An 11,950-nucleotide genomic window follows, 5' to 3' on the forward strand; every position below is an offset into this window, starting at 1 on the left:
ATGAGTGATCTTGACTCGATATGAATAAAAAGCTGACCATTTTAGACATCGCACGTTTGTCCGGCGTAGGGAAATCCACCGTGTCGCGAGTTCTGACCAATGACCCTAAAGTCAAACCAGAAACGCGTGCCAAAGTGGAGGAAGTGATTGCGGCGTCGGGCTATGTGCCGTCGAAATCTGCGCAGTCGATGCGCGGTGGCAGCCAGAAAGTGGTGGGTGTTATCATCTCGCGTCTCGATTCTCCCTCAGAAAATCGTGCGGTGAGCACCATGCTCAATATCTTCTACCAAGCCGGGTACGATGTGGTGATCATGGAGAGCCAGTTCGACCGAGAAAAGACTAACGAACACCTAGATGTACTGCGGCGGCGCAATGTTGATGGGTTGATCTTGTTTGGCTTTACCGATTGTGACATGCAGCAAGTCGCTGAGTGGCAACACCGCGTGGTGGTGATTGCGACCGAAGAGACCTCAGTCTCTTCAATTAACTACGACAACCAACGCGTAATTGAACTGGCGCTGGAGCATTTGCAGGCTCAATCCCTGCGCCATATCGCGTATATTGGTGTCAATCCTGAAGACCGAACCACAGGTTTGGCACGTCTCAACGCCTATCGGAACTGGTGTCAGCAACATCAACTGACGTCAGTTTATCAAACGGGCAAATTGAGCCATGAGAGCGCGTATCGTTTAGTGGATAAAGTCCTCACTGAGCAGACGCAGGCGATTGTCTGTGCCAGTGATACCTTGGCGCTGGGCGTACTCAAACGTCTACAAGAACTCGGACGTGAAGAGGTCCGTGTGACCGGTGTTGGTGGCAATGAGCTACTCTCTTTTCTTTTTCCCAAGATCTTCAGCGTTGACCCCGGCTATCACCTAGCGGGTGAAAAAGCCGCTAAGATGTTGATTTCCCAACTGAGTGGTCACGAAACCATCACCCATCTTACCCAAGCACCACTGATTCGCTAAGCGCTTCATTATAAAACGCTTTTCCAATTTACTGTGATCCTACTCAATTAATGGGACTGTTCCCATTTTGTTTTTTTATGAAAACTGGCACTATTTAATCTGTAAATGGGAATGTTCCCACATTAAAACAACTATAATTGCATAAATCCATAAAATAGGGTGGACAGAGTTATGAGTAAGATAGCGCGCCAAGACGTTCAACGTCTGATCGAGCTGGTCGGGGGTAGCGACAACATTGCTAGCGTCAGCCATTGTCTGACACGTCTTCGCTTTGTGTTAAATGACACCGAGATTGCCGATGTAAAACAACTAGAAGCATTGCCCATGGTCAAGGGCTGCTTTACCAATGCGGGCCAATTCCAAGTGGTGATTGGTACAGAAGTGGATGCGGTATACAAAATTTTGCTTGAGATCTCGGGCAAAAGTGAAGCTAGCAAAGAAGATGCTAAATTGGCCGCTAGACAAAACATGAATATTCTCGAGCGCGGGATCTCTCATTTGGCAGAGATTTTTGTCCCGCTGCTGCCTGCCATTATCACTGGCGGTTTGATCCTCGGTTTTAGAAACGTGATTGGCGACATCAAGATGTTTGATGGCCAAACGTTGACAGAAATCAGCCAATTCTGGGCGACCGTGCACTCCTTCTTGTGGTTGATTGGCGAAGCGATCTTCTTCTTCCTACCGGTTGGGGTATGTTGGTCGACGGTGAAAAAACTTGGTGGTACACCGATTCTCGGTATCACTTTGGGGGTCACGCTGGTGTCGCCGCAACTGATGAATGCTTATCTCATCGGTAAACAAGCGCCGGAAGTGTGGGATTTTGGCCTATTTGTGATTGAGAAAGTGGGCTACCAAGCTCAAGTGATTCCGGCCATGCTGGCAGGGGTTGTCTTGGCCCTTATTGAAACCAATCTCAAACGCATTGTCCCTTCTTACCTCTATCTGGTGGTTGTGCCGTTTGTTTCAATTATTCTGTCGGTTGTTTTGGCGCACTCAATCATTGGCCCATTTGGTCGTGAGTTAGGTAACTGGGTTGCGATTGCGGCGAAAGCAGCGATGACCGGCGATTTCGCCGTGCTGGGCTCAATGGTATTTGGTTTCCTCTATGCTCCGCTGGTGATTACCGGTATCCACCACACCACCAACGCGGTTGACCTGCAATTGATGCAAGAGCTCGGTGGCACGCCGATTTGGCCGCTGATTGCACTTTCGAATATTGCTCAAGCGTCTGCGGTGGTTGGGATCATTATCATCAGTAAAAAACATGGTGAGCGTGACATCTCAATTCCAGCTGCGATTTCGGCTTACCTCGGGGTGACAGAGCCAGCGATGTACGGCATCAACCTGAAATACAAGTTCCCAATGCTCAGTGCCATGATTGGTAGTGCTATCGCGGCGGCCATTTGCGGCAGTGCAGGGGTGATGGCGAACGGCATTGGAGTCGGCGGTCTGCCCGGTATCCTTTCTATTCAGCCGCAGTTCTGGGGGATTTATGCTCTGGCGATGTTGGTGGCTATCGCATTGCCAGCGGTGTTGACGCTTGCCTTCTATAAGCGTGCACAGGCGAAAGGAGAACTGGATCCTGTAAGCGCTTAAGCGCAACGCCTTTTGGAGTGGCGGCTTGCCACTCCTTTTCTTTATTTTTGTGGTAAGTGAGAACAACTTCATGACGACAACGAACCAAGAGATGAGCTGGTGGAAAACGGCCACCATCTATCAGATCTATCCGAAAAGTTTCTGCGACAGTGGCGATAAAGGCACTGGTGATCTGCAAGGGATCATCAGCAAACTGGATTATCTGCAACACTTGGGTGTCGATGCTATCTGGCTCACACCCGTGTACCAGTCGCCGATGGTCGACAACGGTTATGATATTTCCGACTACTACGCCATCAACCCTGAATTTGGCACCATGGCAGACTTTGATGCCCTGCTTACACAGGCTCATGAGCGCGGCATCCGAATCATTATGGATATCGTCGTGAACCATACCTCGACTGAGCATCATTGGTTCCAATCTGCATTAGGGGACAAAAACAGTCCATACCGCGATTACTACATCTGGAAAGATCCGCTTGAAGGCGATGTGCCGAATAACTGGCAATCCAAGTTTGGCGGCAGCGCTTGGGCGTTGGACGAGAAAACTGGGCAATATTACCTGCATCTGTTTGCCAAAGAACAAGCTGACTTGAACTGGGAAAACCCAGCGGTGCGGGAAGAGGTTAAGCAGGTGATCCGCTTTTGGGCAGAAAAAGGCGTTGATGGCTTCCGCCTTGATGTAATTAACCTGATTTCAAAGCAGCAGGATTTTTGCAGTGATGATGTCGGTGATGGGCGTCGTTTTTACACCGATGGACCGCGGGTTCACGAGTATCTACAAGAGATCAGTGCGGAAGTCTTTCAGCAGTATGGCAGTGTCACGGTGGGTGAAATGTCGTCGACCACGTTGGAGCATTGCCAGCGCTATTCCTCGCTCGATGGCAAAGAATTGTCGATGGTGTTTAACTTCCACCACTTGAAAGTGGATTATCCTAACGGGGAAAAATGGACCAAGGCACCGTTTGATTTTCTTCAGCTCAAACAGATCTTTAATCATTGGCAAACCGGGCTGAACGGCAAAGGCTGGGGCGCGATATTTTGGTGTAACCACGATCAGCCAAGAATTGTCAGCCGCCTCGGTGATGATCAGAGGTATCGAGTCGAGTCGGCGAAAATGCTCGCTGCGTCTGTGCACATGTTGCAAGGGACGCCTTACGTCTATCAAGGTGAAGAGATTGGTATGACCAACCCTGGCTACCGTCATATTGAGCAGTACCGTGACGTGGAAAGCACCAACATGTACCAAATCATGGTTCAGCAGCAAGGCGTGAGTCATGAGGCGATGATGGCGATTTTAGCGCAGAAATCTCGTGATAACTCGCGTACTCCAATGCAGTGGGATGGCAGTGAGAATGCAGGCTTCACACTTGGTAAGCCGTGGCTGGATGTCGCCAGCAATTATCCTGAAGTAAATGCTCAAGCGGCGGTCGCGGATCTCGGCTCTGTGTTTTATTTCTACAAGCGTTTGATTGAGCTACGCAAGCAAGTAGCGGTGATTACCGATGGGGATTACTTGGATTTACTGCCAGAGCACAAGCAGGTTTTTGCTTACGCAAGACGCAACACTAAGCAGCAGCTGATCTGTATCAACAACTATTACGGCGTGGATACCGAGTGCGTACTCCCTGCGGACCTCGCTATGCAGCAGGCGAAATGTTTGCTGTCTAATTATCAGAATGTAGCCTCTGCGATGGCGTCCCATCATCAAATTCTCAGACCTTATGAGACACGGATTCTTCTGATTGAGTGCTAACCCCCAAAAAGCGACTCAAAAAAGGCTTGGTTAACCCAAGCCTTTTGTTTTTACAGCGGTAGTGAATCCAACCAAATGGTGGTCGTGTTAACATTTGTATCAACAGACAACGTTTGAGATTGCTCTAGGACACCCAGTGTCGGGTTGTACCAGAACGCAGAAAGAATCTCAAACCTTGGTGACTCTTGCCCATCGCAGTTAAGTGTATAAATGTTCTGTTCCCATGTCCGGGCTGCTTCGACGCGCTTGGATGAAATAGTTACAGTTTTTCGTTCAGCGTTTTCCACTCTGTCGTGTCCCCAAGTTATTTTGCAAACACTTTGATCGGATAAATCGCGCAACCAAAGATCGTCGGAGAAATCATCAAGTAAACTTTTTGCCAAGTGGCCTGAAATATTAAAAGTTCGATTAGAACGACTAGTGCTCTCACTGATTTTATTGCCATTCGTTTGCCATTTCTTCGAATACAAAAACATCGTCGGTATAGCTGCTTTAGGCTCTTCAGCATAGAAATCGATGTAGAAATTTGTTATTTCACGTAAATTTCCGTCGCTGCCCACGTAGAAAATGGATGGTTCATTTTCTTTCTGTTTGACTTCTTTTAAGAAAAATTCATTCGTACCAGAATTAATCAGTGAGTTAAGTAAATTGATCAGCGGAGAATTATCTTCCTCCTGATCTAAAATCAGTTGCAAAAGAGAGTCACCACTGTGTTTTTCAAAGCGCACTGATAAGTCATCTTGTGTTACGCCATTGACCATCTGGCTATAATTAAATACCTCGGTACTATTCGGTGAAAACTGTGCATCAATAATTGGATAATCAATTCGAGCTTCTGGTTTGACTTTAGATTTAGAAGAGCTACCGTTACATCCAGTAAGAGCAATAGCGGCGAGAGTCATAAGAGCGAAATTTTTTATCATAAAATAATATCCAAAATAATTTTAAGTGATAGGCTGGATGAGACAGGGATATTGTATAGGTCGTCGCTATCAATAAGCAAAAAACAAACTGACACAGATAGTTATGAACGCTTAATTTATGTTTAAGTTTTTGTTTTTAAATTGGTATTTTTTATTAAGATAACCTTATCAATATCGCGATGATGGTGTGATTAGGGAGTTGTAGATAGTGATTTTTGTAACTCTGCACCGATCTTCTCACAATACGCTTTAACCACTGGGCGCCAAGTTTCAATCACGCTTGGGTCATCTAAGTTGTTGCCCAATTTTTGCCAAGGTTGATAGCAAGTGTCAGACGATTCTGGCTGCGCCAAGCGTTCAAACAATTGCTCTGTCGATAAAATGCGTGAGAGCGCGACAATCGAGAGCATGTAGTTGAGACGAAATGGCTCTGTTTTTCCTTGTCGATAGGAAATATCCGACAGCAAGAGATAGATAAAGGCGTTGTCGATTCTCGAGCTGCCAACGGGAGTACGCAAAAAATCGTAGGCAGAATCAAAACTGCTGACTTTAAAATGGAGAATGCCCAGCCAGACGGTCAACTCTTCGGGCAATTGAGCGAAATAGGTTTGCAGTACTTCCAGTGCTCTTTTACGGGTATCCGTGTCGGTTTCAACCAGAGCGAAATGCCTTGCAATGTACAATGCGGTAAATTCATCGGTGGGTTTGATTTTACCCTCGGCCATGGCTTTATCTAACTGCTCAAGCTCTCCTCTATTCCTCAGTGCCCAATCATAGCCCGTTGGCACGGGAAGGTTAAAAAAGCGCGCAATGTCTTGTTGTAGCGCCAGTAAACTGCCGCTGAGATCTTCAACATCCACTGAATAAATGGCTTTAAACACTACCTTCTCTGATCTGGAAGACTGAATCCGTGCTTCAGCTTGGAGATGCTGTTGGTCTTGCGTGTCTTTTAAGCGAATGTTCAATGCGTAATCACTGCGACGAACATTTTTAGCGCCAGGAAAATAAGGGCCGTGTTCGAGTGGAGAAACGAAATAATCTGGCGAGTCCTGATTGACGATATCGGTGTATGGATACTCAATCTGTTGCTCTAGGATAAGCGCTTTGATCGCTTTGCGATGTGAACTCGCTAGAGACCCAATGGCATCAACTCGATTAAGCAATAATTCTCGTAGTTGAATCGCTTGATGCTCACGCGCTTTTTCGATTGCTGTGTGCTTCTCATGCCAATAAAGGTAACTCAAGGTGCATGCGACTAGCGCGAATACGGTACACAGCAAAGAGAGAAGACGTATTATCTGGGGATAGCCTGAGGAAACTTTGGCCTCTGGTTGCGGAGAGACGCTAGAAGACGGTTCGTCGTCGGGAGCAGGAGATAGCGTTTTCAGTGCGATATGCCCCAAACTGAAGAAGTAACCTTTCCGCGGATAAGTAACGAGAATCTTGGTGGCGTCTTCAGCAGGTAAGTGCTTCTGTAGCAAGGCTCTTAAGGTTGAAATGCGGTTAGTGAGCACATTACGCGAGATGAAATCACTTTGCCAAATAGTCTGAATAATGGTGTCAGCAGAGAGAGGCTCACCGACATGGGTGAGAAGCAGTTCAATTAACTCGGCTGTTCTAGGTTCAAGATCGATGATTTCGTCATCGAGAACAAGCGCTCTGGTGATAGGGTCATATTCTAACTGGCAGATTAGAATATGACATTGCTGTTCTTTCGCTTTGGTTAAAAAATCTTGCATCACATTGGGTTACGTCATGAACACTATAGATAGTCTATAGCACTTTCACAGGCCAAAACAGGACAATATGTCATAAGCTTGACGTCAAGAATAATTCACCTTGTAACGATGGGGTTTATGATTCATGGCGAGCACGAGATTTAAAGCGAACGCACCGAGAATCGAGAGTAAAATCGTGTTTGGCGTCACAAAGAAAAACGAGGCAGCCAGAATCGCTGCGTCTATCGCCATCTGAGATTTTCCAACCGAAATACCGAATTTGTCCTGCACATAAAGGCACAAAACATTGAAACCACCAAGACTGGAACGGTGACGAAACAAGATAAGCATTCCCAAACCCATGAAAAGCCCACCAGCAATCGCGCAGTAGACCGGATGGATGTTATCGACAGAGATGACTAAATACAGGTTATCGGCGAAAATAGAGACTAAAGCGCCAGAAATCGCACTATTAAAAGCAAATCGTCTGCCATAACGTCGCCACGCAAGCAAATAGAAAGGACAGTTGCTCAAAAAGTACAACAATCCAAACGTGAATGGAGTAAACTGAGACACCAGCAAAGCGAGCCCCGTAGTGCCACCTGTAAGAAGATGTGCCGATTGCAGAAAGAAGACGCCTTGGGCGACCAGAAAGGTGCCAGTTAGGATAGCAATCCAGTCCTCTTTGTGTGAGTGTTTTTCCATCAGTTCCTAAATTTAATGCGCAAGAAGGGGCGAGCATAGTAGTCAAAAGCCGATCTTTTCGGTAGCTAGACGACTAAAATTAGGGTAAACCTATGTAATTGTTGTTTTACAGGGTGTAAAACGCAAAAATTGACAGTTGAAGTCGCATCCTTGTCATCATCATCGGTGAAGATGAATCTTCTCAAATGTCATCATGAAAAAACTGCATAAGAAAAGTGAACTTTTCTCTTTATGACCTAGATCAAATTATGTAGAATGCGCGCCATTACGGTGACGAAAACGTTTGCGTTGGGTCATTCGACAGTTTTTTTGCAACTTTCAGTCTAATCTGAGTCAGGAGATACAGATGCTTAAGCGTGATATGAATATCGCTGATTACGATCCGGAGCTATTCGCAGCTATCCAGGAAGAAACCCTTCGTCAGGAAGAGCACATCGAACTGATTGCTTCTGAAAACTACACCAGCCCACGTGTAATGGAAGCGCAAGGTTCTCAGCTAACTAACAAATACGCAGAAGGCTACCCAGGTAAGCGTTACTACGGTGGTTGCGAGTATGTCGATAAAGCCGAATCTCTGGCGATTGACCGAGCTTGCCAACTGTTTGGTTGTGAATATGCAAACGTTCAGCCGCATTCTGGCTCTCAAGCGAACAGCGCGGTATACATGGCACTGCTTAACCCTGGCGATACCGTGTTGGGCATGAGCCTAGCGCACGGCGGTCACTTGACGCACGGCTCACCAGTTAACTTCTCTGGTAAACACTACAATGTCATCCCTTATGGCATTGATGAAGCAGGTCAAATCAATTACGACGAAATGGAAGCCCTTGCTCTTGAGCACAAGCCGAAGATGATCATCGGTGGCTTCTCTGCCTACTCTCAAATTGTTGATTGGAAGCGCATGCGTGAAATCGCGGATAAAGTCGGGGCTTATTTGTTTGTCGATATGGCGCATGTTGCCGGTCTAATTGCCGCAGGCGTTTACCCAACGCCCGTTCCACACGCGCACGTTGTGACCACCACAACACACAAAACGCTCGCTGGTCCTCGCGGTGGTTTGATTTTGTCAAACGCTGGCGAAGATATGTATAAGAAACTGAACTCTGCGGTATTCCCTGGTGGCCAAGGTGGCCCTCTGATGCACGTGATCGCGGGTAAAGCGGTCGCGTTCAAAGAAGCGATGGAACCAGAGTTCAAGGCGTACCAAGAACGTGTGGTGAAAAATGCCAAAGCGATGGTGGCTCAGTTCCAAGCTCGCGGTTACAAGATTGTTTCTAACAGCACAGAAAACCATCTGTTCCTTGTGGATCTGATCGACAAAGAGATCACCGGTAAAGATGCTGATGCTGCGTTGGGTGCTGCTAACATTACAGTCAACAAAAACTCAGTGCCAAACGATCCACGCAGCCCATTTGTGACTTCTGGTATCCGTGTTGGTACGCCTGCGATCACTCGCCGTGGCTTTACTGAAGCTGATGCAACCAATCTGGCTGATTGGATGTGCGATGTACTAGATAACATCGGTAACGATGATGTGATTGCGGCCACCAAAGCGAAAGTACTGGAAATCTGCCAGCGTCTTCCGGTTTATGCATAAGTATTAAAGTAATAAAAGAAAGGCTTCCCATGAGGAAGCCTTTTTGTTTAGTTAAAAAACACAATCGAATAAGAGATTATTTCTCTTTCGAGATACTCAGCAAAGAGCCAGATTTACACTGGAATGAGTAGTAGTTTGATGTCTCGCTAAATTTACCCAACCCTTCACCATCACAATAATCGATATTGATATCACGCATAGTATTGAGTGTTTCTTCGCTGTTGAGCGCAAATTTTGCCCCATCGGCACAGACGATGCGCACACGACCATCTTTGCTCACCGAGTAAATTTTTACTTCCGTGTTGCACAGTTCAAAAGATGCTTCGCGGTAATTATCTTGCGCGGTGTTTTGTTGTGCGCACCCCGCCAGGAAGGTCGTAGAGAGCAGGGCGATAAATCCAAACTTATTCATTCTAAAAAATCCTTTGTGTTGGGAATGCTAATGAGCATAGTTAACCGAGATGATATGCACTTGCATCAAGCCTATATAAATGGTGTTGAGATGACAACCCATCGCAAGGTTAAACCTCAGTAACGTAGATGAGATGAGACAAATAAAAAGGCTGAACGTGATATACATTCAGCCTTTGCAACATTATGGACGGTTACTTGACTTCCAGACCTTGCGCTTGCATATCTGCATGGTAAGAAGAGCGTACGAATGGACCACAAGCCGCATGAGTAAAGCCCAGTTCTAATGCAATCTCTTTCAGTTCATCAAATTCTTCTGGCGGAACATAACGTTCTACTGGGAGGTGATGACGGCTTGGTGCCAAGTACTGACCGAGTGTCAGCATGGTGACACCGTGCGCACGTAGATCTTTCAGTACTTCGATGATCTCTTCTTTGGTTTCACCTAGGCCCATCATCAGGCCTGATTTAGTCGGCACACTAGGATGTTGCTCTTTGAACTTCTTCAGCAAATCCAGTGACCACTGATAATTCGCACCTGGTCGCGCCTTGCGGTAAAGACGCGGCGCGGTTTCTAAATTGTGGTTAAACACATCTGGCGGGTTATCTTTCAATGCGTCTAACGCAACGTCCATACGGCCACGAAAGTCCGGCACCAGTGTTTCGATGCGAATGTGTGGATTGAGTGCACGGATTTCTCGGTTGCAATCGGCAAAGTGTTTCGCTCCGCCATCGCGTAGATCGTCACGGTCAACCGATGTAACCACCACGTACTTGAGTTTCATATCAGCGATGGTTTTAGCTAACTTGGTCGGCTCTTCCGCTTCTGGTGGTAATGGTCGGCCATGAGCTACATCGCAAAATGGGCAGCGACGGGTGCAGATTGCGCCCAAGATCATAAAGGTGGCGGTGCCGTGGTTAAAACATTCAGCAAGGTTAGGACAAGACGCCTCTTCACAAACGGAATGGAGATTGTTTTTACGCATGGCCGCTTTGATGTCTTGAATACGTTGACTGTCAGAAGGCAGTTTGATCTTCATCCAAGCGGGCTTACGTAACATCTCTTTCTGCTCAGTCGGCATGTTCTTGACTGGAATCAGGGCCATTTTGTCAGCGTCACGATATTTAACGCCTTTTTCCATCTGAATTGGTTTACTCATGCTTCTCTTACTTCTGCTTCTGTGCTGAATGTCACTTGCTCATAACCAAGCAAATTGACCAGTTCTTTGATTAGTTGCTGCTCTATCGTTGCGAGTTCGTTGGGGCCTCCAAGCTCACTCACTTGGACCATTTCCATTCCTTGATAACCGCAAGGGTTGATACGCAGGAAAGGGGAGAGATCCATATTGACGTTGAGTGCTAAGCCATGAAATGAGCACCCTTTACGGATACGCAGGCCCAATGAGCAGATCTTTTTTCCATCCACGTAGACGCCCGGAGCATCCGGTCGTGCTGCAGAATCGATATTGTAGGCTTTTAGGGTATTAATTACGAGATTCTCTATCGTAGTGACGAGATCGCGCACCCCTAATTTTTTGCGACGAAGGTTAATCAAGAAGTAGACCACCAATTGTCCCGGCCCGTGATACGTAACCTGTCCGCCTCGATCACTTTGCACGACAGGAATATCTCCTGTATTGAGCAAATGTTCGGCTTTTCCTGCTTGGCCTTGAGTAAATACGGGGTTGTGTTCTACCAACCACACTTCGTCACGGGTCTCTTCGCTACGTTGGTCGGTAAATTGGTGCATCGCCTGCCAGACTGGGGAGTAGTCTTGTCTACCAAGGCGCTTTACTACCAGTTGATTGTGCATACTTTATCCTGTCATCGCTTAATAAAGTTTTTGCATTATAAACCTGTTCAGCGGTTTGAACTATATGTCTGTAACAGCTTTTTAACTCATTGGTGTAAGTTCTTATATCTATCCATATGATAAATATAAAGAAAGCAGCAAATTGCTGCTTTCAAAAAAAATTTAATCTATCAAAAAATTATAGAACCATGCGAACGATATCAATCTCGCCCAGCTCTTTATACAGAGTTTCAACCTGCTCGATAGAGGTGGCGGTGATATTGATGGAAACGGAGTGATAATTGCCTTTTGCACTCGGTTTGACCGCTGGACTGTAATCACCCGGTGCGTGACGCTGAATCACCGCCAGCACTTTTTCTGGTAGCTCAGGCTTAGCGTAACCCATAACCTTGTAGGTAAATGAACAAGGAAACTCAAGAAGATCTTTTAATTTGGCGTCAGAGTTGATGGTTAGCATTGAGAA

At 46.5% G+C, this 11,950-nt stretch carries 11 protein-coding genes; 4 read left to right on the forward strand and 7 right to left on the reverse strand.

The annotated features are described in order from the left end of the window. Positions 1–20: 20 nt before the first annotated feature. The 3 genes from treR to treC all read left to right on the forward strand — a co-directional run bounded on the left by treR (position 21) and on the right by treC (position 4,320). Positions 21–968: a trehalose operon repressor TreR gene (gene treR / locus EWA64_RS12445; RefSeq protein WP_061893684.1), complete on the forward strand. Its 948-nt coding sequence runs from the start codon at positions 21–23 to the stop codon at positions 966–968. A 171-nt stretch (positions 969–1,139) separates the two neighbouring features. Continuing rightward, the gene (gene treB, locus EWA64_RS12450) at positions 1,140–2,564 is read left to right on the forward strand and encodes a PTS trehalose transporter subunit IIBC (protein ID WP_061893685.1); all 1,425 of its coding nucleotides are present in this window, start codon (positions 1,140–1,142) and stop codon (positions 2,562–2,564) included. A 70-nt stretch (positions 2,565–2,634) separates the two neighbouring features. Continuing rightward, complete coding sequence (gene treC / locus EWA64_RS12455; RefSeq protein ID WP_061893703.1) at positions 2,635–4,320, forward strand: alpha,alpha-phosphotrehalase; 1,686 nt, start codon at positions 2,635–2,637, stop codon at positions 4,318–4,320. 50 nt (positions 4,321–4,370) lie between these two features. On the opposite strand, the gene EWA64_RS12460 is transcribed toward treC, so the two are convergent. The 3 genes from EWA64_RS12460 to EWA64_RS12470 all read right to left on the reverse strand — a co-directional run bounded on the left by EWA64_RS12460 (position 4,371) and on the right by EWA64_RS12470 (position 7,666). Next, positions 4,371–5,243, reverse strand: coding sequence for a hypothetical protein (locus EWA64_RS12460; protein ID WP_061893686.1), 873 nt, complete (start codon positions 5,241–5,243; stop codon positions 4,371–4,373). A 191-nt stretch (positions 5,244–5,434) separates the two neighbouring features. Beyond that, positions 5,435–6,982, reverse strand: a complete 1,548-nt coding sequence (locus EWA64_RS12465) for a transcriptional regulator (RefSeq protein WP_065860318.1) — start codon at positions 6,980–6,982, stop codon at positions 5,435–5,437. An 84-nt stretch (positions 6,983–7,066) separates the two neighbouring features. Further along, the gene (locus EWA64_RS12470; RefSeq protein ID WP_039461028.1) at positions 7,067–7,666 is read right to left on the reverse strand and encodes a YitT family protein; all 600 of its coding nucleotides are present in this window, start codon (positions 7,664–7,666) and stop codon (positions 7,067–7,069) included. 346 nt (positions 7,667–8,012) lie between these two features. Here EWA64_RS12470 and glyA point away from each other — a divergent pair, with 346 nt between their 5' ends. Then, positions 8,013–9,263, forward strand: a complete 1,251-nt coding sequence (glyA, locus tag EWA64_RS12475; protein WP_061893688.1) for a serine hydroxymethyltransferase — start codon at positions 8,013–8,015, stop codon at positions 9,261–9,263. Positions 9,264–9,339: 76 nt separating this feature from the next. On the opposite strand, the gene EWA64_RS12480 is transcribed toward glyA, so the two are convergent. The 4 genes from EWA64_RS12480 to ybeD all read right to left on the reverse strand — a co-directional run bounded on the left by EWA64_RS12480 (position 9,340) and on the right by ybeD (position 11,944). Then, positions 9,340–9,675, reverse strand: coding sequence for a hypothetical protein (locus EWA64_RS12480; protein WP_061893689.1), 336 nt, complete (start codon positions 9,673–9,675; stop codon positions 9,340–9,342). Between the two features lie 193 nt (positions 9,676–9,868). After that, positions 9,869–10,834, reverse strand: coding sequence for a lipoyl synthase (gene lipA / locus EWA64_RS12485; protein ID WP_061893690.1), 966 nt, complete (start codon positions 10,832–10,834; stop codon positions 9,869–9,871). After that, positions 10,831–11,487 (reverse strand): lipoyl(octanoyl) transferase LipB, encoded by a 657-nt coding sequence (lipB, locus tag EWA64_RS12490; protein ID WP_061893691.1) that lies wholly within the window; start codon positions 11,485–11,487, stop codon positions 10,831–10,833. Before lipB ends, lipA begins: the two co-directional genes overlap by 4 nt. A gap of 178 nt (positions 11,488–11,665) precedes the next feature. Further along, positions 11,666–11,944, reverse strand: a complete 279-nt coding sequence (gene ybeD / locus EWA64_RS12495) for a DUF493 family protein YbeD (RefSeq protein ID WP_039424513.1) — start codon at positions 11,942–11,944, stop codon at positions 11,666–11,668. Positions 11,945–11,950: the final 6 nt, after the last annotated feature.

Source organism: Vibrio cidicii (assembly GCF_009665415.1).
In the GTDB taxonomy this organism is placed as follows: Bacteria; Pseudomonadota; Gammaproteobacteria; order Enterobacterales; family Vibrionaceae; genus Vibrio; species Vibrio cidicii.

What these genes read in the sequence shown, in the direction of transcription:
- EWA64_RS12465 (WP_065860318.1), bottom strand. Translation starts at nt 6,982, where the DNA reads ATGCAAGATTTTTTAACCAAAGCGAAAGAACAGCAATGTCATATTCTA.
- treR (WP_061893684.1), top strand. Translation starts at nt 21, where the DNA reads ATGAATAAAAAGCTGACCATTTTAGACATCGCACGTTTGTCCGGCGTA.
- lipA (WP_061893690.1), bottom strand. Translation starts at nt 10,834, where the DNA reads ATGAGTAAACCAATTCAGATGGAAAAAGGCGTTAAATATCGTGACGCT.
- EWA64_RS12460 (WP_061893686.1), bottom strand. Translation starts at nt 5,243, where the DNA reads ATGATAAAAAATTTCGCTCTTATGACTCTCGCCGCTATTGCTCTTACT.
- EWA64_RS12470 (WP_039461028.1), bottom strand. Translation starts at nt 7,666, where the DNA reads ATGGAAAAACACTCACACAAAGAGGACTGGATTGCTATCCTAACTGGC.
- treB (WP_061893685.1), top strand. Translation starts at nt 1,140, where the DNA reads ATGAGTAAGATAGCGCGCCAAGACGTTCAACGTCTGATCGAGCTGGTC.
- lipB (WP_061893691.1), bottom strand. Translation starts at nt 11,487, where the DNA reads ATGCACAATCAACTGGTAGTAAAGCGCCTTGGTAGACAAGACTACTCC.
- treC (WP_061893703.1), top strand. Translation starts at nt 2,635, where the DNA reads ATGACGACAACGAACCAAGAGATGAGCTGGTGGAAAACGGCCACCATC.
- ybeD (WP_039424513.1), bottom strand. Translation starts at nt 11,944, where the DNA reads ATGCTAACCATCAACTCTGACGCCAAATTAAAAGATCTTCTTGAGTTT.
- glyA (WP_061893688.1), top strand. Translation starts at nt 8,013, where the DNA reads ATGCTTAAGCGTGATATGAATATCGCTGATTACGATCCGGAGCTATTC.
- EWA64_RS12480 (WP_061893689.1), bottom strand. Translation starts at nt 9,675, where the DNA reads ATGAATAAGTTTGGATTTATCGCCCTGCTCTCTACGACCTTCCTGGCG.